General features: G+C 69.1%; 25 protein-coding genes. 3 read left to right on the top strand and 22 right to left on the bottom strand.

Features of this window, described 5'->3' with window-relative positions; translation table 11 throughout:
- Positions 1–2 precede the first annotated feature (2 nt).
- The 11 genes from rpsC to ACZ6Y1_RS21485 all read right to left on the bottom strand — a co-directional run bounded on the left by rpsC (position 3) and on the right by ACZ6Y1_RS21485 (position 10,587).
- Positions 3–842, bottom strand: a complete 840-nt coding sequence (gene rpsC / locus ACZ6Y1_RS21535; RefSeq protein WP_363060139.1) for a 30S ribosomal protein S3 — start codon at positions 840–842, stop codon at positions 3–5.
- Positions 842–1,189, bottom strand: a complete 348-nt coding sequence (gene rplV, locus ACZ6Y1_RS21530; protein WP_007265904.1) for a 50S ribosomal protein L22 — start codon at positions 1,187–1,189, stop codon at positions 842–844. The genes rpsC and rplV overlap by 1 nt, the downstream gene beginning before the upstream one ends.
- A gap of 43 nt (positions 1,190–1,232) precedes the next feature.
- Positions 1,233–1,514 carry a 30S ribosomal protein S19 gene (gene rpsS / locus ACZ6Y1_RS21525; RefSeq protein ID WP_249767356.1) on the bottom strand — a complete coding sequence of 94 codons (282 nt, stop codon included), beginning with the start codon at positions 1,512–1,514 and terminating at the stop codon, positions 1,233–1,235.
- A gap of 12 nt (positions 1,515–1,526) precedes the next feature.
- Entirely contained in the window at positions 1,527–2,363 is an 837-nt protein-coding gene (gene rplB, locus ACZ6Y1_RS21520) for a 50S ribosomal protein L2 (RefSeq protein WP_007265902.1), read from the bottom strand.
- 39 nt (positions 2,364–2,402) lie between these two features.
- The gene (gene rplW / locus ACZ6Y1_RS21515) at positions 2,403–2,726 is read right to left on the bottom strand and encodes a 50S ribosomal protein L23 (RefSeq protein WP_007265901.1); all 324 of its coding nucleotides are present in this window, start codon (positions 2,724–2,726) and stop codon (positions 2,403–2,405) included.
- Positions 2,726–3,376, bottom strand: coding sequence for a 50S ribosomal protein L4 (rplD, locus tag ACZ6Y1_RS21510; RefSeq protein ID WP_469631951.1), 651 nt, complete (start codon positions 3,374–3,376; stop codon positions 2,726–2,728). Before rplD ends, rplW begins: the two co-directional genes overlap by 1 nt.
- 4 nt (positions 3,377–3,380) lie before the next feature.
- On the bottom strand, positions 3,381–4,025 hold the full coding sequence (gene rplC / locus ACZ6Y1_RS21505; RefSeq protein ID WP_007265899.1) for a 50S ribosomal protein L3: 645 nt from the start codon (positions 4,023–4,025) through the stop codon (positions 3,381–3,383).
- A 14-nt stretch (positions 4,026–4,039) separates the two neighbouring features.
- Positions 4,040–4,348 carry a 30S ribosomal protein S10 gene (gene rpsJ / locus ACZ6Y1_RS21500; protein WP_003948644.1) on the bottom strand — a complete coding sequence of 103 codons (309 nt, stop codon included), beginning with the start codon at positions 4,346–4,348 and terminating at the stop codon, positions 4,040–4,042.
- 456 nt (positions 4,349–4,804) lie between these two features.
- Positions 4,805–5,944, bottom strand: coding sequence for a hypothetical protein (locus ACZ6Y1_RS21495; RefSeq protein WP_469631948.1), 1,140 nt, complete (start codon positions 5,942–5,944; stop codon positions 4,805–4,807).
- 81 nt (positions 5,945–6,025) lie between these two features.
- Positions 6,026–8,647 carry an N-acetylmuramoyl-L-alanine amidase gene (locus ACZ6Y1_RS21490; RefSeq protein WP_469631945.1) on the bottom strand — a complete coding sequence of 874 codons (2,622 nt, stop codon included), beginning with the start codon at positions 8,645–8,647 and terminating at the stop codon, positions 6,026–6,028.
- Positions 8,648–8,781: 134 nt separating this feature from the next.
- On the bottom strand, positions 8,782–10,587 hold the full coding sequence (locus ACZ6Y1_RS21485; protein ID WP_469631942.1) for a hypothetical protein: 1,806 nt from the start codon (positions 10,585–10,587) through the stop codon (positions 8,782–8,784).
- A gap of 262 nt (positions 10,588–10,849) precedes the next feature.
- Here ACZ6Y1_RS21485 and ACZ6Y1_RS21480 point away from each other — a divergent pair, with 262 nt between their 5' ends.
- The gene (locus tag ACZ6Y1_RS21480) at positions 10,850–12,544 is read left to right on the top strand and encodes a hypothetical protein (RefSeq protein WP_469631939.1); all 1,695 of its coding nucleotides are present in this window, start codon (positions 10,850–10,852) and stop codon (positions 12,542–12,544) included.
- A gap of 82 nt (positions 12,545–12,626) precedes the next feature.
- On the opposite strand, the gene ACZ6Y1_RS21475 is transcribed toward ACZ6Y1_RS21480, so the two are convergent.
- From ACZ6Y1_RS21475 to rfbB, 6 genes are all read right to left on the bottom strand, one after another.
- Positions 12,627–13,532, bottom strand: a complete 906-nt coding sequence (locus tag ACZ6Y1_RS21475) for a glycosyltransferase family 2 protein (protein WP_469631937.1) — start codon at positions 13,530–13,532, stop codon at positions 12,627–12,629.
- A gap of 6 nt (positions 13,533–13,538) precedes the next feature.
- Positions 13,539–13,976, bottom strand: a complete 438-nt coding sequence (locus ACZ6Y1_RS21470) for a DUF2304 family protein (protein ID WP_469631934.1) — start codon at positions 13,974–13,976, stop codon at positions 13,539–13,541.
- Complete coding sequence (locus tag ACZ6Y1_RS21465) at positions 13,973–14,662, bottom strand: glycosyltransferase family 2 protein (protein ID WP_469631931.1); 690 nt, start codon at positions 14,660–14,662, stop codon at positions 13,973–13,975. Before ACZ6Y1_RS21465 ends, ACZ6Y1_RS21470 begins: the two co-directional genes overlap by 4 nt.
- Positions 14,663–14,730: 68 nt before the next feature.
- Positions 14,731–16,062, bottom strand: a complete 1,332-nt coding sequence (locus ACZ6Y1_RS21460; protein WP_469631928.1) for a polysaccharide biosynthesis protein — start codon at positions 16,060–16,062, stop codon at positions 14,731–14,733.
- Positions 16,059–16,979 carry a dTDP-4-dehydrorhamnose reductase gene (gene rfbD, locus ACZ6Y1_RS21455; RefSeq protein ID WP_469631926.1) on the bottom strand — a complete coding sequence of 307 codons (921 nt, stop codon included), beginning with the start codon at positions 16,977–16,979 and terminating at the stop codon, positions 16,059–16,061. The genes ACZ6Y1_RS21460 and rfbD overlap by 4 nt, the downstream gene beginning before the upstream one ends.
- Positions 16,976–17,953, bottom strand: a complete 978-nt coding sequence (rfbB, locus tag ACZ6Y1_RS21450; RefSeq protein WP_469631923.1) for a dTDP-glucose 4,6-dehydratase — start codon at positions 17,951–17,953, stop codon at positions 16,976–16,978. The genes rfbD and rfbB overlap by 4 nt, the downstream gene beginning before the upstream one ends.
- Positions 17,954–18,035: 82 nt before the next feature.
- Here rfbB and rfbA point away from each other — a divergent pair, with 82 nt between their 5' ends.
- Positions 18,036–18,911 carry a glucose-1-phosphate thymidylyltransferase RfbA gene (gene rfbA, locus ACZ6Y1_RS21445; protein ID WP_469631921.1) on the top strand — a complete coding sequence of 292 codons (876 nt, stop codon included), beginning with the start codon at positions 18,036–18,038 and terminating at the stop codon, positions 18,909–18,911.
- Positions 18,908–19,507, top strand: a complete 600-nt coding sequence (gene rfbC, locus ACZ6Y1_RS21440) for a dTDP-4-dehydrorhamnose 3,5-epimerase (protein WP_469631919.1) — start codon at positions 18,908–18,910, stop codon at positions 19,505–19,507. Before rfbA ends, rfbC begins: the two co-directional genes overlap by 4 nt.
- An 88-nt stretch (positions 19,508–19,595) precedes the next feature.
- Here rfbC and ACZ6Y1_RS21435 read toward each other — a convergent pair whose 3' ends face one another.
- From ACZ6Y1_RS21435 to rpsL, 5 genes are all read right to left on the bottom strand, one after another.
- Entirely contained in the window at positions 19,596–19,955 is a 360-nt protein-coding gene (locus ACZ6Y1_RS21435; RefSeq protein WP_469631917.1) for a hypothetical protein, read from the bottom strand.
- A 236-nt stretch (positions 19,956–20,191) separates the two neighbouring features.
- Complete coding sequence (gene tuf / locus ACZ6Y1_RS21430; protein ID WP_352214024.1) at positions 20,192–21,385, bottom strand: elongation factor Tu; 1,194 nt, start codon at positions 21,383–21,385, stop codon at positions 20,192–20,194.
- A gap of 148 nt (positions 21,386–21,533) precedes the next feature.
- Positions 21,534–23,666: an elongation factor G gene (gene fusA, locus ACZ6Y1_RS21425; protein ID WP_376662002.1), complete on the bottom strand. Its 2,133-nt coding sequence runs from the start codon at positions 23,664–23,666 to the stop codon at positions 21,534–21,536.
- A 39-nt stretch (positions 23,667–23,705) separates the two neighbouring features.
- Entirely contained in the window at positions 23,706–24,176 is a 471-nt protein-coding gene (rpsG, locus tag ACZ6Y1_RS21420) for a 30S ribosomal protein S7 (protein WP_007265894.1), read from the bottom strand.
- Positions 24,177–24,178: 2 nt separating this feature from the next.
- Positions 24,179–24,550, bottom strand: a complete 372-nt coding sequence (gene rpsL, locus ACZ6Y1_RS21415; protein ID WP_007265893.1) for a 30S ribosomal protein S12 — start codon at positions 24,548–24,550, stop codon at positions 24,179–24,181.
- Between the last annotated feature and the right edge of the window lie 399 nt (positions 24,551–24,949).

The following is a 24,949-nucleotide window of genomic DNA, read 5'->3' as shown; positions in this document are numbered from 1 at the left end:
GGTCAGGCCTCCGTTCCGGTGCTCTCGGCCGGAGCGGCGGCGGGAGCCTCGGCCTTGGGGGCCTCGACACCAGCAGCCTGCTGCGGCTTGCGGCCACCACGGCCGCCGCGCTCGCCACCACGGCCACCACGGCCGGCGGGACGGTCGCCAGCGCCGGCACCACGGGCCGGGCGGTTACCCGCACGGGCCGCAGCGTTCTCGGCGCGAACCTCGGCGATGTTCTTGACGTCGCCCTTGTAGATCCAGACCTTCACACCGATACGGCCGAAGGTGGTCTTGGCCTCGAAGAAGCCGTAGTCCACGTTCGCGCGCAGCGTGTGCAGCGGCACACGACCCTCGCGGTAGAACTCGGAGCGGGACATCTCGGCGCCGCCGAGACGGCCGCCACACTGGATCTTGATGCCCTTGGCGCCGGCCTTCATGGTGCCCTGCATGCTCTTGCGCATGGCACGACGGAAGGAGACGCGGGAGGAGAGCTGCTCGGCAACGGCCTGGGCAACGAGCTGAGCGTCGAGCTCGGGGTTCTTGACCTCGAGGATGTTCAGCTGGACCTGCTTGCCCGTGAGCTTCTCGAGGTCACCGCGGATGCGGTCGGCCTCGGCGCCACGGCGGCCGATGACGATGCCGGGACGGGCGGTGTGGATGTCCACACGCACGCGGTCACGGGTGCGCTCGATCTCAACCTTCGAGATGCCGGCGCGCTCCATGCCGGACGTCATCATCCGACGGATGGCGACGTCTTCCTTGACGTAGTCCTTGTACAGCTTGTCGGCGTACCAGCGGGACTTGAAGTCCGTGGTGATGCCGAGTCGGAACCCGTGCGGGTTTACCTTCTGGCCCATTACCGGGAACCTTCCTTGCTGCTGACGACCACGGTGATGTGGCTGGTCCGCTTGCGGATCCGGTAGGCACGGCCCTGGGCACGCGGACGGAACCGCTTCAGGGTCGGGCCCTCGTCCACGTACGCCTCGCTGATGACCAGCGTGGAGGCGTCCGGGTGGTTGTAGTTGTGCGCGGCGTTGGCGATGGCGCTGTCCAGCACCTTGCCGACCGGCACGCTCGCGGCCTGCGGGGCGAAACGCAGGACCGCCTGAGCCTCCGTGGCATCCATGCCACGGATAAGGTCCACCACGCGGCGGGCCTTCATGGGCGTGACGCGGATGTACCGCGCCTGGGCCCTGGCTTCCATGGTTGTCCCTTCGGTGTAAGTCATAGTCGTAACCACCCCGCGATTAGCGGCGCTTCGACTTCCGGTCGTCCTTGACGTGGCCGCGGAAGGTGCGAGTCGGCGAGAACTCGCCGAGCTTGTGGCCGACCATCGACTCGGTGACGAACACCGGGACGTGGGTCTTGCCGTTGTGCACCGCGATGGTGTGACCCAGCATGGCCGGGATGATCATCGAGCGACGGGACCAGGTCTTGATGACGTTCTTGGTACCAGCTTCGTTCTGAGCGTCCACCTTCTTCACGAGGTGGTCGTCGACGAAGGGTCCCTTCTTGAGACTGCGCGGCATCTAAACCCGCTCCTAGCGCTTCTTGTTCGTCTTGCGGCGGCGGACGATGTACTTGCTCGAAGCCTTCTTCGGCGAGCGAGTACGACCCTCCTTCTGACCCCACGGGGAGACCGGGTGACGACCACCGCTGGTCTTGCCCTCACCACCACCGTGCGGGTGGTCAACCGGGTTCATCGCGACACCGCGGACGGTCGGGCGAACGCCCTTCCAGCGCATGCGGCCGGCCTTGCCCCAGTTGATGTTCGACTGCTCGGCGTTGCCGACCTCGCCGACCGTGGCGCGGCAGCGCGCGTCGACGAGACGGATCTCACCGGACGGCATGCGGAGGTGGGCCATCACGCCCTCCTTCGCGAGCAGCTGCACGGAGGCACCAGCCGAACGCGCGAACTTGGCGCCGCCACCGGGGCGGAGCTCGATCGCGTGGATCGTGGTACCGACCGGGATGTTGCGGAGCGCGAGGTTGTTGCCCGGCTTGATGTCGGCCGTCGGGCCGTTCTCGATCCGGTCACCCTGCTGCAGACCGCGCGGCGCGATGATGTAGCGCTTCTCGCCGTCGGCGTAGTGCAGCAGCGCGATGCGCGCGGTGCGGTTGGGGTCGTACTCGATGTGCGCGACCTTGGCCGGCACGCCGTCCTTGTCGTGACGACGGAAGTCGATCACGCGGTAGGCGCGCTTGTGGCCACCGCCCTGGTGGCGAACGGTCACACGACCGGTGTTGTTACGGCCGCCCTTGCTGTGCAGGGGGCGGACCAGCGACTTCTCCGGCGTGGACCGCGTGATCTCGACAAAGTCGGCGACGCTGGAGCCACGACGGCCCGGGGTCGTCGGCTTGTACTTGCGGATACCCATTTCTCAGTCCTCGTCCGATTCCGGACGACTAGACCTCCGTTAGGAGGCCTGGCCGCCGAAGATGTCGATACGGTTGCCCTCGGCAAGGGTCACGATGGCGCGCTTGGTGTTGGCGCGCTTGCCGAAACCGGTCTTGGTGCGCTTGCGCTTACCCTGACGGTTGATCGTGTTGACCCCGGTGACCTTGACCGAGAAGACCGCCTCGACGGCCTGCTTGATCTGGGTCTTGTTGGCGCCGGGCGCGACGATGAACGTGTACTTGTTCTCGTCCAGCAGCGCGTAGCTCTTCTCCGAGACGACCGGCTTGATCAGCAGGTCGCGCGGGTCGGTGAAGGTCTTGCTGGTAACGGTCGCCTCAGACATCAGGCGTCGCTCCCTTCGGTCTCATCGGCCTTGGGGCCAGACACGAAGGACTCGAAGGCGGCCTTGGTGAAGACCACGTCGTCAGAGACGATCACGTCGTACGTGTTCAGCTGGCCCGGCTCCAGGATGTGAACCTGGGGCAGGTTGCGGGCGGACAGCCACGAGGCCTCTTCGCTGCGGTCGACGACCAGGAGCAGGTTCTTGCGCTCCGAGATCTTGCCGAACAGCGTCTTGGCGGCCTTGGTGGAGGCGGCACCCTCGACCACGCCGGTGACGACGTGGATGCGGGAGTGACGCGCACGGTCCGAGAGGGCACCGCGGAGGGCGGCGGCCTTCATCTTCTTCGGGGTCCGCTGCGAGTAGTCACGCGGCACGGGGCCGTGGACGACGCCACCGCCGGCGAACTGCGGAGCGCGGGTCGAACCCTGACGGGCGCGGCCGGTGCCCTTCTGGCGGTACGGCTTGCGGCCACCACCACGGACTTCGCCACGGGTCTTGGTCTTGTGCGTGCCCTGACGGGCAGCTGCCAGCTGGGCGACGACGACCTGGTGGATCAGCGGAACGCTGGTCTTCGCGTCGAAGATCTCCGCGGGGAGCTCGACGGTACCGGCCTTGTCGCCTGCCGGCGAAAGGATGTCAATGGTGCTCATTACCTCAAGCCCCCTTGGCCGCGGTACGGACCAGGACGAGGCCGCCGTTCGGACCGGGGACCGCGCCCTTGATGAGGAGCAGACCCTTCTCCGCGTCAACCGCGTGGATGGTCAGGTTCTGGGTGGTGACGCGCTCGTTACCCATGCGACCGGCCATGCGCATGCCCTTGAAGACACGCCCAGGGGTGGCGCAGCCACCGATCGAACCGGGGGAGCGGTGCTTGCGCTGCACACCGTGACCGGCGCCGAGGCCCCGGAAGTTGTGCCGCTTCATGACACCGGCGAAGCCCTTGCCCTTGCTGTTGCCCGTGACGTCAACCTTGACGCCGGACTCGAACACCTCGGCAGTGATCTCCTGGCCGAGCGTGTACTCGCTGGCGTCGGAGGTGCGGAGCTCCACCAGGTGGCGGCGGGGGGTCACGTCGGCCTTGGCGAAGTGGCCCTTGAGGGGCTTGTTCACCTTGCGCGGGTCGATCTCGCCGAAGGCGATCTGGACCGACTCGTAGCCGTCGATGTCGTTCGTACGGACCTGGGTAACGACGCAGGGTCCGGCCTTGACCACGGTCACCGGGACGACACGGTTGTTCTCGTCCCAGACCTGGGTCATGCCGAGCTTCTCGCCCAGGACGCCCTTGATCTGCTTTGCCATCTTCTCGACGCCTCTCAGAGCTTGATCTCGATGTCGACGCCGGCCGGAAGGTCCAGGCGCATCAGCGAGTCAACGGTCTTGGGCGTCGGGTCGAGGATGTCGATCAGGCGCTTGTGCGTGCGCATCTCGAAGTGCTCGCGCGAGTCCTTGTACTTGTGCGGCGACTTGATGACGCAGTACACGTTCTTCTCAGTGGGCAGCGGCACCGGGCCCGCGACCGACGCACCAGTGCGGGTCACCGTCTCGACGATCTTCTTCGCCGAGGAGTCGATGACCTCGTGGTCGTAGGCCTTGAGCCGGATGCGGATCTTCTGTCCCGCCATGGCTACTCCGTAGTCCTGTCTCTATGTGGAAACGCTCTGGCCCTCGGCCGGCTGCGGGACGTGGTCCCGCGGCTTCTCTCCGACCCACGCGGTCGGGCGTGTCGCACACCCTCTACAGAAAATTCCCATACGGAAATTCCCTCGTCCAAGGGGGTGCGGTCCCTGTGACCGCGTTTCGGGGGAGAAACACCCACCGAGCGCCTGGTGGGCACCGTGCTGACACTTCCCAGAAGATTCCCGTACGTCCGCCCCCATTGCTGCCCCGAAAGGCAGATTAAGGACGACGAGTACTGTGGGACTCGCTTCCGGTCCTCCCGGCGGGAGGCGCGCAGCATCGGCACTCAACCGAGCAACTTGAGTAGTCTGCCATACGAGGCACGTACCTGGCCAATCGGGCCGAAGAGAATACCCCGCCACTCGATCACGTCAAACTATGCCGCGCGACGGGGCCCCTGGTCAGGACCGGGACAGCGTCCCGCACCCCTCCTGGCTGACGGCGTCGATGGGCTTGCTCCTGTCGTACGGGTCCACGGGCGTCCCGGAAGGCGTCGGTCCGCTGCCGACCGGGTCCGAGAAGAACGACGGGTGCACGTAGCCGTCGTACCGGTCACAGGCACTGTTGCCGATGTCGCGCTGGTAGTGCGTGAGCATCAGCCGACCGGGAGTCCCCTTCCATTTGCGCAGGTCGGCGATGGAGAAGGTGGCTTCGCGCCGCACGATGGTCCGCGCGACGTCCTCCGGGTTCCCCTTGGTCTTCACGAAGGGGTAGACGAAGGAGTAGTCCACCTTGATGTCGGCCATTCCGGGCTTCTGCCCCTCCTCCACCCACATCCGGCCCCGCACCTTGACCACGTCGCCCACGGGCTTCAGCTCGGCCGGGTCGTACCGGGTGAACAGGTTCAGCGGGTCCTGGTCCCGCGACGGCTGGGCGTAGGAGTCGTTCAGCTGCTTCATCAGCTCCTCCTGCTGCGGGTCCAGCAGCTTCAGCGCCGCCTCCGGACGTTCGCCGCGCAGGGTCGCGGGATCCAGGTTGGCCGCGACCAGGAACTGCTTCGCCTTCGCCAGCGCGTCCGCGACCTGCTCCTTGGAGAACCCTCCGACGGCCGCGGCCTCCGGCACCTCGATCCCGGCGGCGCCGTCGGCCCACTGGAGCGCCGGGGAGCCGCGGAAGGGTTCCTTCCGGGTCGGGCGGTCGGGGTCCGCCGACGGCGGAGGGGCACTCGGGCGCCCGGTCTCCGGGGCCGGCGGGCCCGCGTTCTCGGCGTCCTCGCGGGCCTGGGACTTGCCCGTCACCTTGTCGATCACCAGCTCCGGCCGCATGACGACCAGCGCCACCCCTGCGATGAGGGCGATGGCCAGGGCGGCCCTGAGGCGCCGCCGACGCCTGCCGCGGCCCTGCATCTCCTGCCACGCCGGGCCGGTGCGCCAGCCCGGCGGGTCCTGCTGGTGGCGCAGCCGCTCGGTCACCATCCGCGCCCGCGCGGACGGCTCCTTCGGCGCGTCGCCCTCCCCCGCCGCGGCCTGCTCCATGAACCGCGCCCACTCCTCGTCGGAGGGACTCCGCCCGGCTCTCCGGTCGTCGTCGTTCCTGCCCATGCCCCACCCCTGTCCGTGAACGTGCGAGAGGCCCCGCACCTTCGGTGCGGAGCCTCTCACCTGCTGATTCACCGCATTAGATCACTTGCTGAAATACCCGGTGATGTCCGCGAGGAGATCCACGGACCCGGCGTTGTTGTAGAAGGTGACCTTCCCGTCGACCACGGGGACGATCACCAGGTTCGGGATCGTCTGGCCGCCGGTGAAGTTCAGGTTCGAGGCGGTGGGACGGGGGGCCGTCGCGCCGCCCGGGTAGACCGACACGTAACTGGCCTGGGTCGGGTTCGTCGCCGTCACGTTCAGCACGACGGCCGTGACCCCGGCGGGCAGGACGCCCTCGGCGCCCGTGAGCTGGAGGGTGACCGTGGAGCCGCCCGCGACGGGCTTCTGCGGGACGCCCAGGCCCTCACGGGTGTCCATGAGGCGCTTGGGGCCGATGTTGGTCTGCGTCGATCCCGCGGTGCTGTCCGAGAAGTAGCCGGTGATGTCGGCGATCAGGTCGACGGTGCCCGCGTTGTTGTAGAAGCTGACCTTGCCGTCGACCACGGGGACGATCACCAGGTTGGGGATCGTCTGGCCGGCGGTGAAGTTCAGGTTCGACGCCGTGGGGCGCGGGGCGGTCGTGCCGCCCGGGTAGACCGACACGTAACTGGCCTGGGTCGCGTTGGTCGCCGTCACGTTCAGCACGACGGCCTTGGCTCCGGGGACCGGGATGTCGAGGCTGACCGCGGTGCCGCCGGCCACCTTCTGCCGGGGGACGCCGAGGCCCTCACGGGTGTCCATCAGGCGGGTCGGGCCGTAGCTGGTCTGCGTGGCGCCCTCGCCGCTGGAGGTGAAGTAGCCGGTGATGTCGGCTATCAGGTCGACGCCGCCGGCGTTGTTGTAGAAGCTGACCTTGCCGTCCGCGACCGGGACGACCACCAGGTTGGGGATCGTCTGGCCGGCGGTGAAGTTCAGGTTCGACGCGTTGGGGCGCGGCGCGGAGGCGTCGCCCGGGTAGACCGAGACGTAGCTGGCCTGCGTCGGGTTCGTGGCCGTCACGTTCAGGACGACCGCGGTGACGTTCTTCATCTCCGCGCTGGTGACCGGGAGCGTGACCGCACCGCCGCCGGGCACCTTGCCGGCCCGCACGCCGAGTCCGGTGCGGGTGTCCATGAGGCGGTTCGGGGTGACGGGGACGAACTTGATGTCCTTGGCCGCCACGGCGACGACGGTGACCGGGAGGCTGGTGGCCACCTTGCCGTTGGTGGTGGTCGCCCGGACCTGGAGGTCGTGGTTGCCGAGGGCCAGCGGCGGCGTCGAGGCGGTGGTCGCCTTGCCCGCGTCCACGACCGGGGCGCCGTCGACGAGCAGCTCGTACTTGGTGATCAGGGCGGGGGCCGTGGTGGTCTCCCAGGAGAGGGACACCGGTCCGACGGTGGTCTCCAGGGGGGTGCCCGGCTTCGGCGCCGACCCGTTCACGCCGGTGATCTTCAGCCCCGCGGCGGGGCCGGCCGCCCGGATCGTGCCGAGCTGCGGGTAGAGCGAGTTGCCCGGGCACTCGGTGTTGAAGCCGTCCCGGTGGCCCGAGAGCGTCTTGAACTGGTACGACTCGCCCTTGGTGAACTTGGTGCCCGAGTAGTTGGTCTGGGTGTCGCCCGCGACCAGCGTCGTCGTGCCGTTGATGTCCCCGCCGTACTGGCCGAGCTTGTACGAGGCGATCCTCGCGACGGCGTCGAGCGCGGCGGGCGAGGCGCCCTCGTTCGTGTAGTCGCCGAGGACGGCGACGCCCGCCGACTCGGCGTTCCAGCCGTAGGTGTGCGCGCCGTTGACGGGCTGGTCGACGCCGCCCTGGCGGCCCTCGAAGACCGTGCCGCACTTGTCGACGAGGAAGTTGTAGCCCAGGTCCCGCCAGCCGTTGGACTGCACGTGGAAGACGTGCAGGCTGCGGACGATGGCCGCGGACTCGCTGCAGTCGTAGGCCGCGCCCGTGGTGTGGTGGACGAAGACGGCCTTGATCCTGCCTCCGGGGAGGTAGATCGGGCCCTCGTTGTTCAGGGACTCGTCGGCGCCCCACGCGACGCGCGAGACCACGTCCGGCTTCGGCGCGGTGGAGTCGGGGCCGGGGACCGACGGCGGAACGGTGGGCGGGTCGGTGGGCACCGGGTCCGCCGCCGGGAGCGCGAAGGCGGCCGGGGCGGCGGCGAGGTCGCCCTTCTTCGCGGGCTTGGCGGCGCCCGGGTCGACCAGGTTCAGTTCCATCCCGGCGGGGAGCTCGGCGGTGCCGCCGCCCACCCGGACCTCGGCGCCGTCGGAGGGGCCGACCCAGACGGGCTCGGTTGCGCCGCGCAGTCCGGGGCGCTTGCCGTCGAGGCCGGCCTTGGCCACGTCAAGGGTGATCCACTTCGACCACTTGCCGGTCTCGGCGTCCCGGGTGCGGGCCTCGATGGTGCCCTGGACCTGGGCGGAGGGGTCCTTCCAGGAGACACCGAGGAGCCCGAAGGGCTTGGTCTCCTGCTGGGAGAGGACGGCCTTGCCGGTCCCCTTCGGCTTGAGCGCCAGCTTGTGGACCTTGCCGACGACGGGCGTCTTCGCCTTGCCGGAGGCCTGGTAGCGGGCGCCGGCGTTCTCGTCCGGGGAGTCCGTGCCGAATCCGTTGGCCGCTCCCTGGAAACCGAGTACCGCCACGACCCCGAGAGCGGCGGCGAGAGCCGTCCCGCGCACTCGTCCTAGTTTCAACGTGTTTCCCCAACCCCTGAGTAGAGCTGTGCCGCCACTTGCGAACGGGCGGATGCTACTGGCAGGGGATGCCGGGAAAACCGGCGGGGTACCGGGCCCCGGCAGGGGCCCCGGACGTCTCAGTGGCGGCGCCAGAGCACCCAGCCGTGCTTCTTGTCCACCTTGGCCACGTACCAGCCCGCGGGCGCGTGCGGCCAGGTGTCCTGCGGCGTGGCGTCCTCCTTGGCGAGCTGGAGGAGCGCCGCGTCCGCCTTCGCCGGCGGCCGTTCGCCGTTCTCCAGGTCCCGCGTCCAGACCCGGCCCTCGAACACCTCGTACGTCTGCGCCATCCGCGTGCCCCACTCGACGTCCCAGTCCATGACCAGGTTCTCGCCGGGCCGCAGCCCCGCGGCCTTGGTGAAGCCCGTGGCCTGGGCCTTGCTCCGTTCCGGGAACACGTTGGCGACGTTCGCGGTGACCGTGGCCGTCGCGTACATCGCGAAGAGAGCCAGCGACACCCCGAGGGCCCAGGTGACCCGGCGTCCACCGGCGAGGCGCAGGAGCACGCAGGCCGCGAGCACCAGCAGGGCTCCGGCGGCCGTCCGCCCCATGTGCAGCTTCGTCCACTCCGAGGCCAGGAACAGGGCGTCCGGCATGGCCCACTTGATGATCTCCAGCTTCCGCAGGCCGGATCCGACCACGAACATCACGAACGCGCCGGTCACCATGACGAGCAGCGCCGCCGCCCCGGCCAGCCGCAGCAGCGCGCCGGTCCGGGCGCGGTGCAGGGTGGCGACGCCCACCACGAAGAACGCGGGCACGAGCGGGGCGAGGTAGCGGGCGTAGATCCAGTTGTCGATCCGCCCCCCGTCCTCCGGCAGTCCGGCGGCCGCCGCGAGCGCGATCCCGCACAGCAGGGCGACCATCACGAAGGAGACGACGCGCGAGCCTCGCGTGAAGCGCTTGCTGAAGACGGCGAACACGCACAGCGCGACGGCGAGCGCGCCGAAGCCCCAGGAGGAGACGGAGAAGTACCAGATCTGGCCGATCGAGCGGGTGATCGTGCGGCGCAGCAGCTCCGGGTCGACGAGGTTGTCCATGACCTGCGTGCCCACCGAACTCGGCGGGTTGTCCGTGAACCGGGCCTCCAGCCAGGTGGACAGCAGCTTCGCGGCCAGCACGGACAGCGCGAGCCCGCCCCAGGCGCCGAGGGTGGAGCGCAGCGGCGCCCACTTGAGGACGAGGGCACCCAGCAGCACCACGGCGGTGAGGGCGACGACCACGCCGCCGCGGTCGTGGACGGCCATGGAGGCGCCGGCCAGGAGTCCCGTTGCCGCCCCGTACCGGAGGCGGTGGCGGGCGTCGCCCTCGCTCAGCCAGCCGTGCATGGCGATCAGCCACGCGAGGAGGACCACCGGGAGCAGGGTGTCCGACATGACGAACTCGGAGTAGAAGACCACGGGCGGCATCAGGGCCGCCGCCATGGCCGTCAGGACCGACAGGCCCCTGGACAGGTCGAGCCGCCGCAGGGCGGCGTAGGCGAGCGGGAAGACCAGGGCGTTGATCAGCGTGTTGATGACCATGACCAGCCGGTACGCGGTGACCGGATCGTCCGTGAACCACATGGCCGGGGAGATCAGCAGCGGGTAGCCGCCGGGGATGACCGACCCGACGGGCATCTCCGTCGTGGTCCCTCCCGCGAGCACCCGGGCCAGCACCAGGTAGGAGGCCTCGTCCGCGTGGACCGAGGGGAAGCTGTTGCCCCGCACGAGGAAGAGGCGGAACAGCACCTGTACCAGGTATCCGCCGAGCAGTGCCGCCGGCCAGAACCCCCGCTTGCCGACCCAGGTCCGTGGTTCGAGCAGCCGTCGCGGCCGCTCCGGTGTCGCGGTCCGCTCGGGAACGGGCGTATCCGCCGCGTCCAGGGTTTCGGTTGCCGACTGCACGCGGGGCACTCCCTGTCTGGTCTGGTATCCGAGCTGCTGGTCGTGCGGCCGCGCGCGTGCGGACACGCGGCGTGATGAGCGCGGAGAACGAAGCGGAGCCGTCGGCGCTTCGAAGCGGATGGCTCGGGCGCTTCCCCGCACGAGGTCCTGTACGCCCCGTGCTCCCCCGCCGCAACCGTACCAAGATGCGGTAAAAGCCGTGGCGATTCCCTCGGGCCAAGGAATCGCTCAGTGTATGCACCGGCCGGTAGGGTGGCGCGTCATGATAGAAACCGCTCCCGCGCCGGTCCCCATCCCGGCACCGGCAGCCGAGCGCCGGGCGCCACGCCTACGCGGAGGCGGCCTTCCCAGGACCTTCGCCCTCGTCTCGGCCGAGGCGGTCACCGCGCTCACCGCCGCGCTGGCGCTCATCGTGCTGTGCATGCGCCTGCACGTGAACCCGATGACACGAATCGGGCAGGTCAGCGGTCTGGCGGGCATCCAGCTGCGGTTCCTGGCCCTGCTGGCCGCCTCCCTCCTGGTGTACGGGCTCGTCGCGCGGCTGCTGCCGGGAGCGGCCGTGCGCATCGGCGCCGCGGCGGTCGCGGGTCTGGCCACCGGGGTGACCGCCTCGGGCAGCATCGTGGCGCTGCGCGGCACCGACTGGCCGATCTACGCCAACATCGGCGACGTCGGCAACCTCCAGCAGTGGGCGTACGACGTCATCGACGGCGTGACGCTCCCGCCGTCGTACCCGCCCGGCTTCCCGCACCTGCTCGCCTGGGCGGCGGAGAACCTCTTCGACGGGGACGTGCCGAAGGCCACGAAGTGGGTGATGATCGGCTTCCTCGCGCTCACCGGCCCCGCCGCCTATCTGGCCTGGCGGATGCTGCTGCCCCCGCTGTGGGCCCTCGGCATCGGCGTGACCGCGACGCTGCCGCTGGTCGACCCGTACAAGCCGTACTCCCCGCTCGTCCTGATGGTCGTCATCCCGGTCTTCGCCAAGCTCGCCCAGGTGGTGCTGCGCTCCTCCGCGCTCGGCCGGAAGCGGGCCCTGGCCGTCGGCGCCGGTCTCGGGCTGCTGCTCGCGGGTCTGTTCCTGCTGTACGCGGGCTGGTTCGTGTGGTCCTCGGTCGGTGTCGTCGTCCTCTTCACGATGCTGCTGGTCCACCTCTTCCGCGCGGGCGGGATTCGCGCCCTGGGGGAGGGCCTGGTTCCGCTGAGCGCGACGCTCGTGGTGTTCTTCGCCCTGGCCGGCTCCTACTTCGTGCAGCTGCTCTCGGCCAGCGGCACGACCAAGGACACGTACTTCTACTTCGACACGGCCAGCGACCCGGCGTACTTCGCCATGTGGGGCGCCGACATGCCGAGCCCGCAACACCTGCTCGGCTGGCCGCCGCTCGGAGAGCTCGGCGGTGTCGGCCTCTTCAGCATCGTCCTGATGCTGGGGCTGGGCGTGGCCCTCGCCCTCGGGCTGCGCCACCCGCTGGTGATGACCCTGGCGGCGTGCACGGCGAGCGCGTTCTTCCTGCGCTACTGGTACGCCTCCCACATGGAGCGCGACCAGGCGGTGCAGCTCTACCCGCGCACCAGCCACCAGATCATGTACTGCCTGATCGCGCTGACCGGCCTCGCGGTGTACTTCGCGGCCGGGCGGGTCCGGGCGTGGGCGCGCGCCCACGAGGTGGAGGTGCCGCTGTCCGCCCGGGCCCGGCCGGCCCTCACCTCCCGGCCCAGGGCCGTGGTCGTCGGCGCGCTCGCCGCGCTGGGACTGCTCTTCGGCACGGCCGGCTCCTCGACGGCGGACAACATCATGCCGAAGGACCCCGCCAAGGGCGGGATGGGGCAGCTCGCCTGGCGCTCGCACACCATGCGGCAGCCGGACGGGACGTGCCCCAAGTACGCGCCCAAGGGCAAGTGCGAGCCGTACACCCCGCCTCTGCGGGGCAAGAGGGACGTCCCCGCCGCGAAGAAGTAGGGGCGCTCCTACGGAAAACGGCCTGCCGCTGGTCCTGGGACCGGCGGCAGGCCGTTTCTCGTACGGGGGCGGAGCGGGCCGCTCAGCTCTGCCCGGAGGTGAAGGCGTGCCGGGCGAGCGTACGGGCTCCGTCGCGCTGCCCGCGGCGCAGGGCACCGGGCAGCATCGTGAGCGCGTGCAGCCGCGAGGCGCTGTGGAAGCGCGCCGCGCGGGCCGCCTTCGGCCAGCCGCGGGCGTCCATGCGCGCGGCGACCGCGGAGAAGTACCGCTCGGCCTCCGCGAAGCGGGTGCCCGAGAAGGCCTGTACCGACGACTCGCTGACCGCGTGCCGGCGGTACTGGAACACCGTGGTGGAGTTGTCGATGACCATTCCCTCGCCCTCTTCGAGCAGGTCGACGACGAGCGCGAGGTCCTGGATCACCGAGTAGTCGTCGCGGAAGTTCACCTTGCGCAGCGCTTCTCCGCGCCAGGCGATCGAGGGGAAGTAGAGCCAGTTACCCCGCAGCACGCTGGCGGCCAGTTCCTCACCGGCCATCAGCCGGCGGCCCTTCACCTGCGGTGCGTACAGCCGCTTCTTGGTGTTGTCCACGAGACCGGCCGTGACCCGGCCGTCGCCGTCGATGACCTCGACGCCGGGCTGGACCATGCCGGTGCCGGGGTGGGAGGCGAGGACCGAGCGGACGGTCTCCAGGTAGTGCGGGTGCAGCAGGTCGTCGCAGCCCATGATGACCACGTAGTCGGCCTCGGAGAGCTGCACGCACTTCTGGAAGTTCTTGGTGATGCCGAGGTTCTGCTCGTTGCGGGTGTAGTGCACCCGCTCGTCACCGAGCTGTTCGAACCAGCCGGGGACGTCCGGCTCCTTGCCGTCGTCGATCACGACGAGCCTGAAGTCCGGGTCGGTCTGCGCCAGGACGCTGCGCACCGCGTCCTGCATCAGCCGGACGTCCCCGTAGTAGGGGAGCATGAAGTCGAAGGTCGGGGTAGCCACGGGACGTCAGGCCTTCACGGAGTCGGAGTCCGCGGGGGCGCCGGCGGCGGCCTCGGCCGGGGGAGCCTCCGGGGCCGCCGGGACGTCGCCGCGCAGCCGGGCGTCGTTGTGCCGGATGCCCTCGCTGATGGCGACGGTCCGCGCCAGGTCGGTGATCTTCTTCTCCAGCGAGCGGAAGCGCAGGAAGGTGTTGAGCGTGAGGAAGCCCATGGCGAGGACCATCACGTACAGCACCAGGTCCGTGCCGCGGCCGACGCCGAGCTGCTGGGCGACCCAGGTGACGTCGGTCGGGCGGAGCACCGCGTACACGTTGACGACGACGAACACCGAGAAGGCGATGCGCTTCCAGGCCCGGTTCTTGGCCTGGCCCCAGGTCCGTATGAACATCAGTGCCATCGACACCGAACCGGCGATCAGGAGCAGCTGGATCCAGAAGTACTTCATCGACGCCCACGCTCCCGCAGCGAAATGTCAAAAAGGATGTTGACGCCGTTGATCAGGGACTGCCCCTTGGCGCGCGAGTAGTCCGTGTAGAGGATGTCCACCGGCACCTCGGTGACCCGCAGGCCGGAGCCGGCCAGGAAGCCGACGAGCTCCGATGCGTGGGCCATGCCGTTCATGGTGATGTTCAGCTGCTCGGCGGCCTCACGGCCCAGGACGCGCAGACCGTTGTGCGCGTCGGTGAGCTTGAGCTTGCGCGCGGTGGGGCTGACGGCGGCGGCCGTGCGCAGCACGACCTGCTTGATCCACGGCACCTGGCCGTTCTGCTCGATGAACCGGGAGCCGAGCACCACGTCGGCCTCGTCGGCCCGCAGGACGGCGACCATCTTCTCGACGTCCTTGGTCTGGTGCTGACCGTCCGCGTCGAAGGTGGCGAAGTAGCGGGCGCCGGGCTGGGCCAGCGCGTACGTCAGGCCGGTCTGCAGGGCCGCGCCCTGGCCGAGGTTGACGGGGTGGCGCACCAGGTGGGCGCCGGTGGTCGCTATGTGCTCGGCCGAGTCGTCGGTGCTGCCGTCGTCGACGACGACGATGTTGGGGAACGTCTTGCGGGCCCCCTCGACCACGTCGGCGATCACCTGGCCCTCGTTATAGGCCGGTATGACCAGCCAGACATCGTCGTATTGGGACACGGTAGCTCCAGCTGAATGTGGCACGAACGAGTACTCGGTGATCGGTGAGGCGTCTCGGCGCGGCAAGGTCATCTCCTGGAAGCGCCCACGCCCGGGCTGCTTGCGTCGGCCATGTGCCCTGGTCCTCCGGTGGCCCCCGCAGCCGCTCCGGGGAAGCTCAGCCTCAAAGCCGCCAGCATAGCGAGCACGGTGGCGAGGGAGCCGAGGGCGTAGGCGAGGATCACACGCAAGGCCACGTCTCCCGGCACGAAGGTGACGCCCAGAAGGACCGCCGTACCGAGGACCCAGCACAGCAGTTGCAGGTTGTGCCGCTTGAATACCATGAGCGCCTGTCCGAGGACCATCGCGAACATGTACGCGACGGTGCCCGCGGACATCAGGAAGAAGTCGAGGCAGCCCAGTACCGGCTTGGCACCGAACAGCACCTGGATGAGCCACGGCCCGAAGACCGTGGCGGGCACGCCGCCGAGCAGACCGAGCCCTCCGACGACCACGCCGATCCGGCGCAGCATCGCCCAGAAGGCCACCCGGTCCCCCGCCGTGAACGCGGCGCTGAGGCCGCTGAGCAGGGACGCCTGGAGCGAGCCGAAGACGAAGAGCGGCACGCGGGCCAGGACCAGCGCGTTCAGCAGCGCCGCGATCAGGACGCTGTCGGCGGGTGCGAGCAGCTTGGTGCTCATCACGGCGGCGTTGACGACCACCTGGGAGAGCAGGGTCGCGCAGATCAGCAGGCCGAGCCCGTTGTACAGCTCGCGCCAGGCGATCGGGCCGCCGGGGCCGGCCCCGCGCAGCAGCGGGGGCAGCGTCACCAGGGTCGCCGCGATCGGCGCGATCGCGAGGACGAGGCTGAAGTCGAGCGCCGAGTGCAGCCCGGAGAGGGCGCAGGCGAAGGCGAGCACGATCCGCAGGCCGCCGTCCACGGCGAGCTGGGTGCCGTACGCGGGGAACAGCCCGAGCCCGGCCAGCACGCCCCGGGTCAGGTAGCACACGGCCATGCCCGCGAAAGCCGCGCCGAGCGCCGCGACCAGCGAGCGGTCGCCGTGGAACAGGAGGTCCGCGAGGGGACCGGCGGCGAGGCCCAGGGCGAGCAGGGTCGCGCCGAGGATCCCCGCGGTCAGCAGGGCGGCCCGGCGGAGCACGGGGGCGGCGCCCCGGCCGAGGACCGTGCGGGCGGAGACGATCCGCGTGAGCTCCTGCTCGACGGGGAAGAACAGACCGATGCCGACGGACATCACGATCGTCCACAGCACGGAGACGTTCGCCATGTCGTCGGTGGACAGGCTGTGGCCCGCCACGCCCAGGTGGACGTAGGAGGCCGCGCCCAGCACGACGGTGCCGCCGGCCACCGCGACGGTGCCCGGCGGCAGGGCCGCGCTCAACTTGTTCAGCAGGGCTTTCATCCCGCCCGGCCGTCCCGGGCCTGCGTGGCCAGCGTGGTGAAGGCGGGGGCGCCGAGCGCCTCCGCCAGCTGCTCCCGCCAGTCCGCGAGCGGGGCCAGGCCCGCTTCGGCCCAGCGATCGTGCGCGAGCACGCTGAACGCCGGCCGGACGGCGGGGCGTACGAACGCCTCCGAGGTGGTGGGCCGGATCCGCTCCGGGTCGAGCCCGCTCAGCCGGTACGTCTCACGGGCCAGCCCCATCCAGGTGGTCCGGCCGCTGGCGGTGCCGTGGTAGACCCCGCCCGGGGCCCTGCCTTCGAGCGCGGCGAGGCCGAGCTCGACGAGGCGGCGGGCCAGCGCGAGGGACCAGGTGGGCTGGCCGTGCTGGTCGTCGACCACGTCGAGGGTGTCGCGCTGCGCGGCCAGCTTCAGCATGGTCGCGACGAAGTTCGGGCCGTGCTCGCCGTACAGCCAGGCCGTCCGGACCACGTAGCCGTCCTGCGGCAGGAGTTCGGCGACGGCCTGCTCGCCGGCCAGCTTGGTACGGCCGTAGGCGTTGACCGGTCCGGTCTCGGCGTCCTCGCGGTACGGCTCCGCGGCGTCGCCGGGCAGCACGTAGTCGGTGGAGACGTGCAGCAGCCGCGCCCCGGCGGCGGCGCAGGCCCCCGCGAGGACCCGTACGCCGGTGCCGTTGACGGCGGTGGCGGCCTCCTCGGCCGTCTCCGCCCCGTCGACGTCCGTCCAGGCGGCGCAGTTCACGACGACGGCGGCCCCCTCGACGGCGGCGCGGACCGCGTCCGGGTCGGTGATGTCGAGGTCGGCGCGGCGCAGGCCCGCCGCCTCGATGCCGGCGTCCTTCAGGACGGCCAGGACGTCCTGGCCGAGCATCCCGGCCGCGCCGGTGACGAGCCAGCGCCCGGCTCGCGGGTCGGTGCTCACTTCTGCAGGGCCGCCTTCGCCTTCAGCGGCTCCCACCAGGCGCGGTTCTCGCGGTACCAGTCGATGGTGGCCTTGATGCCGTCCTCGAACGTGACCTGCGGGGCGTAGCCCAGCTCGGCGCCGATCTTGCTGATGTCGATGGAGTAGCGCAGGTCGTGGCCCTTGCGGTCCTCGACCCGCTCGACCATCTCCCAGCCGAGGCCTGCGGCTTCCAGCAGGACGCCGGTGAGCTCCTTGTTGGTGAGCTCGGTGCCGCCGCCGATGTTGTAGACCTCGCCGGCGCGGCCCTTGCGCATGGCCAGGTCGATGCCGCGGCAGTGGTCCGAGACGTGCAGCCAGTCGCGGACGTTGCCGCCGTCGCCGTACAGCGGGACCTTCTTGCCGTCCATCAGGTTCGAGACGAACAGCGGGATGACCTTCTCCGGGAACTGGTAGTGCCCGTAGTTGTTGGAGCAGCGGGTGACCACCACGTCCATCCCGTGGGTGCGGTGGTACGCCAGAGCCAGCAGGTCGGACGACGCCTTCGAGGCGGAGTACGGGGAGTTCGGCACCAGCGGCCACTCCTCCGTCCAGGAGCCCTCGCTGATCGAGCCGTAGACCTCGTCGGTGGAGATGTGGACGAAGCGGCCGACGCCGTGCTTGCGGGCGGCGTCCAGCAGGACCTGCGTACCGACGACGTTGGTCATCACGAACGGGCCCGCGCCGGCGATCGAGCGGTCCACGTGGGACTCGGCGGCGAAGTGCACGACCACGTCGTGACCGGCCATCACACGGTCGACGGCCTCGGCGTCGCAGATGTCGCCCTTGACGAAGCGGTATCCGGGGTGGTCGGCGACCGGGGCGAGATTGGCCTCGACGCCGGAGTACGTCAGCTTGTCGAAGACAGTGATCTGCGCCGTGGCATCTGCACCGAGCTGCTGGCGAACGAATTCTGAACCGATGAAGCCGGCGCCGCCGGTCACGAGGATGCGCATAATACGAAGAGTCTAGCCGCCTGCCGAACGTCACATGCCCTGGGCGCGGCTCCCCCACGGCCCCTCGCATAGGGTTCTCCCCATGCGTGGAATCCTCTTGGCCGGTGGCACCGGATCGCGACTGTGGCCGCTGACGCGGGCAGTCTCGAAGCAGCTGCTCCCCGTCTTCGACAAGCCGATGATCTACTACCCGCTCTCCACCCTGGTGATGGCGGGCATCAGCGAGATCCTGATCATCACGACCCCTGACGACCGGGCCCAGTTCGAGCGACTGCTCGGCGACGGCTCGCAGTTCGGGCTGCGGCTGGAGTACGCCGTCCAGGAGCGCCCGGAGGGCATCGCCCAGGCCTTCGTCCTCGGCGCCGACTTCATCGGTGACGAGTCCGTCGCACTGATCCTCGGCGACAACATCTTCCACGGCAGTGGTCTCGGCACCCGCCTCGCGCAGCACACCGACGCCAAGGGCGGCCGGGTGTTCGCGTACCCGGTGGCGGACCCGACGGCGTACGGCGTCGTCGAGTTCGACGAGACCGGCCAGGCCATCTCCATCGAGGAGAAGCCGGCCCGGCCCAAGTCCCGCTACGCGGTGCCGGGTCTGTACTTCTACGACAACCGGGTCGTGGAGATAGCCCGCGGGCTGGAGCCCAGCGCCCGCGGCGAGCTGGAGATCACCGCCGTCAACGACGCCTACCTGCAGGCCGGCGAGCTGAACGTGACGATCCTCGACCGGGGTACCGCCTGGCTCGACACCGGCACGTTCGTGTCGATGGTCCAGGCCTCCGAGTTCGTCCGCGTGATCGAGGAACGCCAGGGCTTCAAGATCGGCTGCATCGAGGAGGCGGCCTGGCGGGCCGGCCTGATCGACTCCGCGCAGCTGCGCGAACTGGCCGAACCGCTGACCAAGAGCGGCTACGGCGACTACCTGCTGCAGCTGCTCGCCGAGGAGGACGCCCGATGAAGTTCCGCGAGCTCTCCATCGAGGGCGCCTTCGAGATCACCCCGCAGCTGCACGGCGACCCGCGCGGCCTGTTCACCGAGTGGTACCGCTTCGACCGGCTGGCCGAGGTCGTCGGGCACCCGCTGAACCTGGCGCAGGCGAACCTCTCGGTCTCCTCGGCCGGTGTGGTCCGCGGCATCCACTTCGCCGACGTCCCGCGCGGCCAGGCCAAGTACGTGACCTGCGTGCGCGGCGCCGTCCTCGACGTGATCGTGGACCTGCGCGTCGGCTCCCCGACCTTCGGCACGTGGGAGGGCGTCCGCCTCGACGACGTGGACCGCCGCGCGGTCTACATCCCCGAGGGCCTGGGCCACGGCTTCTGCGCGCTCAGCGACGACGCCACGCTCTCCTACCTCTGCTCGGAGACCTACAACCCGACCGGCGAGCACTCCGTGCACCCGCTCGACGCCGACCTGGGCATCGAGTGGCCGGCCGAGGTCCCGCTGCTCTCCGCCCGCGACGAGGCCGCCCCGTCGCTGGCCGACGCGATCGCGACCGGGCTGCTGCCCGACTACGCGGCCTGCAAGGAGTTCACCGAGTCGCTCCGCGTGAGCTGACCGCCGGCGCACCCGCGCGAAGAGGGCCGCATCCCGTTCACCGGGGATGCGGCCCTTTCGTCGTACCGCAGCCCGGCCCGCCGGGCCGTCAGTGGACGACGGAGAAACTGCGCCAGGGCAGACTGCCGGTGGCCGTCACGTTCGAGGTGGACTGCGGGATGTAGATGCCGGGCGCCCTGTCGCTCTTCTGGCAGTCCGGCGTCCTGTACATGATCACGTCGACGAGGGTGTTGTTGTAGACGTGGGACGCGCCGCGCGGGAGGCCGATCTTGTGGCAGCCCTGGACGGGCGTGTTCGAGTAGCTGAGCAGGACCGGCGAGTCCTCGGCCCGGAAGCTGAGCTGGCCCACGGTGGTCTTGCCGGTCGAGCAGGCCGTGGCCGTGAGCAGCAGCGCCGCCCCGGTGATGACGCCGACGTACCGGAGCCTGGCTCCTCCGATTTCACGCATGGTGCTCGGTCCTCGTCTCTGCGGTGGTGTCTGCCTCTACCGCAGCCTCACCCGCCGGGCGCCGCCGGGCATCCGCAGCGCACCCGAAGGGATGACGGCTCGTCCCGCGGTGAGCTCTCCCCCCGCGTCGGGCCACCGGCACGCCGAAGGGCCCCGTCCCACCGCCGGAGCGGTGGGACGGGGCCCTTCAGTGCAACTTGGTGCTCGTCGAACGAGCTACCAGGTCAGAACACGAATTACTTCGTGATCTTGGTGACCTGGCCGGCGCCCACGGTACGACCACCCTCACGGATGGCGAACTTCAGGCCCTCCTCCATGGCGACCGGCTGGATCAGCGCGACCGACATCTCGGTGTTGTCGCCCGGCATGACCATCTCCGTGCCGGCCGGCAGGGTGACGACACCCGTGACGTCCGTGGTACGGAAGTAGAACTGCGGACGGTAGTTGTTGAAGAACGGGGTGTGACGGCCACCCTCGTCCTTCGACAGGATGTAGGCCTGGGCCTCGAACTCGGTGTGCGGGGTGACCGAACCGGGCTTGATGATGACCTGGCCGCGCTCGACGTCCTCGCGCTTGATGCCACGGAGGAGCAGACCGACGTTCTCACCGGCCTGGCCCTCGTCGAGCAGCTTGCGGAACATCTCGATACCGGTGACCGTGGTGGTGGTCTTCTCTTCCTTGATACCGATGATGTCGACGGTCTCGTTGACCTTCAGGACACCACGCTCGATACGGCCGGTGACGACCGTACCGCGACCGGTGATCGTGAAGACGTCCTCGACGGGCATGAGGAACGGCTTCTCGGTGTCACGCGGCGGGGTCGGGATGGCCTCGTCGACGGCGTCCATCAGGCCGAGGAGCTTGTCGCCCCACTCCTTGTCGCCCTCGAGCGCCTTCAGCGCGGAGACGCGGACGACCGGCAGGTCGTCGCCCGGGAACTCGTACTCGGAGAGCAGCTCACGGACCTCGAGCTCGACGAGCTCCAGGATCTCCTCGTCGTCCACCATGTCGGCCTTGTTCAGGGCGACGACGATGTACGGAACGCCGACCTGGCGGGCCAGGAGCACGTGCTCCTTGGTCTGCGGCATCGGGCCGTCGGTGGCGGCGACCACGAGGATCGCGCCGTCCATCTGCGCGGCACCGGTGATCATGTTCTTGATGTAGTCAGCGTGACCCGGGCAGTCGACGTGGGCGTAGTGACGCGCCTCGGTCTGGTACTCGACGTGCGCGATGGAGATGGTGATACCGCGCTGGCGCTCCTCAGGAGCCTTGTCGATCTGGTCGAACGCCGAGGCCGCGTTCAGGTCCGGGTACTTGTCGTGCAGCACCTTGGTAATGGCGGCCGTGAGGGTCGTCTTACCGTGGTCAATGTGACCGATGGTGCCGATGTTGACGTGCGGCTTAGTCCGCTCGAACTTCGCCTTCGCCACGGGGTCCTCCTGAGAGTGGTTCTGTACGCCTTAACTCATCGGCGCCAGGTGATCTTTGCTGGATAGCCGGTTCCCCCGGGGCAACGGGAGATTGCTCCTGTTGCCCCAGAGGCTCCGGTGGCAAGCCTAAAACGTGAACTCGGAAGAGTTACTCGCCCTTGGCCTTCGCGATGATCTCCTCGGCGACGTTCCGGGGAACCTCGGCGTAGGAGTCGAACTGCATCGAGTAGCTGGCGCGACCCGAGGTCTTGCTGCGGAGGTCGCCGACGTAGCCGAACATCTCCGAGAGGGGCACGAGGCCCTTGACGATCTTGGCTCCGTGACGGTCCTCCATGGCCTGGATCTGGCCACGGCGGGAGTTGATGTCACCAATGACATCACCCATGGACTCCTCGGGCGTGGTGACCTCAACGGCCATCATCGGCTCGAGCAGAACGGGCGAAGCCTTGCGCGCGGCCTCCTTGAAGGCCTGCGAGCCGGCGATCTTGAACGCGAGCTCGGAGGAGTCGACCTCGTGGTAGCCACCGTCGAGAAGCGTGACGCGGACGCCCGTCATCTCGTAGCCGGCCAGGATGCCGAACTGCATGGCCTCCTGCGCACCGGCGTCCACCGAAGGGATGTACTCCTTCGGCACGCGGCCACCGGTGACCTTGTTCACGAACTCGTACGCCGGGCCGTCGGCCTCGGTGATGGGCTCGATCGCGATCTGCACCTTGGCGAACTGACCGGTACCACCGGTCTGCTTCTTGTGGGTGTAGTCGTGACGCTCGACGGCCTTGCGGATCGTCTCGCGGTAGGCCACCTGCGGCTTGCCGACGTTGGCCTCGACCTTGAACTCGCGCTTCATACGGTCGACCAGCACCTCGAGGTGCAGCTCGCCCATACCGCCGAGGATGGTCTGGCCGGTCTCCTCGTCCGAGTGAACGTGGAAGGAGGGGTCCTCCTCCGCGAGACGCTGGATGGCGACACCCAGCTTCTCCTGGTCACCCTTGGACTTGGGCTCGATGGCGACCTGGATGACCGGAGCCGGGAAGTCCATGGACTCCAGGATCACGGGCTGCTTGTCGTCACAGAGCGTCTCACCGGTGGTGGTCTGCTTCAGGCCCATCACGGCGACGATGTCGCCGGCGCCCACCGAGTCGATCTCCTCACGCTTGTTCGCGTGCATGCGGTAGATCTTGCCGATGCGCTCCTTCTTGCCCTTGACGGAGTTCAGCACCGCGGTGCCGGCCTCCAGGCGGCCCGAGTAAACCCGGACGAAGGTGAGCTTACCGAGGTGCGGGTCGCTCATGATCTTGAACGCGAGCGCGGCGAGGGGCTCCTCGTCCGACGGCTTGCGCTTCACGACCGTCTCGGCGTCGCGGACGTCGTGGCCCTCGATGGCCTCGATGTCCAGCGGCGACGGGAGGTAGCGGACGACGGCGTCGAGCAGGGGCTGAACACCCTTGTTCTTGAACGCCGTGCCACAGAACACCGCGGTGATCGTGGGCTCGCCCTTGCCCTTGCCGGAGCCCAGGATGATGCGGCGCACGGCGGCGTGCAGCTGCTCCTCGGTCGGCTCGTCGCCGTTGAGGAAGAGCTCCATGATCTCGTCGTCGTTCTCGGCGACGGTCTCGACCAGCTTGCCGCGCCACTCCTCGGCAACCTCGGTGTGCGAGGCCGGGATGTCGACGATGTCGTACATCTCGCCCTTGGTCGCCTCGGCGGACCAGACGAGCGCCTTCATGCGGACGAGGTCGACGACACCCTGGAAGTCGGCCTCGGCACCGATCGGGAGCTGCATGACGATCGGAACCGCACCGAGGCGGTCCTTGATCATGTCGACGCAGCGGTGGAACTCGGCGCCCGTACGGTCGAGCTTGTTGACGAAGCAGATGCGCGGAACGCCGTAGCGGTCGGCCTGACGCCAAACGGTCTCGGACTGCGGCTCCACACCGGCGACACCGTCGAACACGGTGACGGCGCCGTCGAGGACGCGGAGCGAACGCTCCACCTCGACGGTGAAGTCAACGTGACCCGGGGTGTCGATGATGTTGATGGTGTGGTCGACGTCCTCGAGCGGCCAGTGGCAGGTCGTCGCGGCAGACGTGATCGTGATGCCGCGCTCCTGCTCCTGCTCCATCCAGTCCATCGTGGCAGCGCCGTCGTGGACCTCACCGATCTTGTACGACACACCGGTGTAGAACAGGATGCGCTCGGTGGTGGTCGTCTTGCCCGCGTCGATGTGAGCCATGATGCCGATGTTGCGCACCTTGGCAAGGTCAAGCGAAGTGGTAGCCATATCGGCTCAGTCTTCTCTCGGTCTCGATGTGGGTTCGGACTACCAGCGGTAGTGCGCGAAGGCCTTGTTGGACTCGGCCATCTTGTGCGTGTCCTCGCGCTTCTTGACGGCCGCACCGAGGCCGTTCGAGGCGTCGAGAAGCTCGTTCATCAGGCGCTCGGTCATGGTCTTCTCGCGGCGGGCGCGGGAGTAGCCCACGAGCCAGCGGAGGGCCAGGGTCGACTGACGACCCGGCTTGACCTCGACGGGAACCTGGTAGGTCGCGCCACCGACACGGCGGGACTTGACCTCGAGGGACGGCTTGACGTTCTCCAGCGCGCGCTTCAGCGTGATGACCGGGTCGTTGCCGGTCTTCTCGCGGAGGCCTTCCATGGCGCCGTAAACGATGCGCTCGGCGGTGGAGCGCTTGCCGTTCAGGAGGATCTTGTTGATGAGCGAGGTCACCAGAGGAGATGCGTAGACCGGGTCGATGATGACCGGGCGCTTCGGGGCGGGGCCCTTACGAGGCATTCTTACTTCTCCTTCTTGGCGCCGTAGCGGCTGCGGGCCTGCTTGCGGTTCTTGACAGCCTGGGTGTCAAGCGCACCGCGGATGATCTTGTAGCGAACACCCGGCAGGTCCTTCACACGGCCACCACGCACGAGCACGATCGAGTGCTCCTGCAGGTTGTGTCCCTCACCCGGAATGTAAGCGGTGACCTCGATGCCGGAGGTCAGACGCACACGCGCGACCTTACGCAGCGCCGAGTTCGGCTTCTTCGGGGTGGTCGTGAACACACGCGTGCAGACGCCACGACGCTGAGGCGAAGCCTCGAGCGCGGGGGTCTTTGTCTTCTCGACCTTGTCCTGCCGGCCCTTACGGACCAGCTGCTGGATCGTAGGCACTACTTCTCCGGTTTCTGTGTGCCGTGTAGTGAAGCTAACCTGGAACTTTTGCCGACCCACGCGGTCGGGTGTGTCGGATCCTGCACACCTTCACCGGGGTGAAGGAGGGCTCGGATCGCGGTGTGTTCTTCTCGGCTCACCGCGGCGTCCTAAGCGCACGCGGGAGCCCAGGGCACACCCCAGGCACAAGGTCAGAGCGTACCTACCTCACAGAGGTAGGTCAAAACAAATGCCCAGCACGAAAACACACCGGACGCAAGGCGTACGGACCGGCCACTTCGTCCGGACCGCCCTTCCGCGGCGCAACACCCGGACCGCGCAGGTCAGTCGCGGGCACGGCGCCGCGACGGCGGCCCCGCAGGCCGGCATGCCCCGGCCCTACGAACCCCGGCGCGTTCC

Source organism: Streptomyces sp. NPDC053432 (assembly GCF_055585365.1).
The sequence above is the reverse complement of the archived record's forward strand: the minus strand, read 5'-3'. Positions and strand labels throughout refer to the sequence as shown.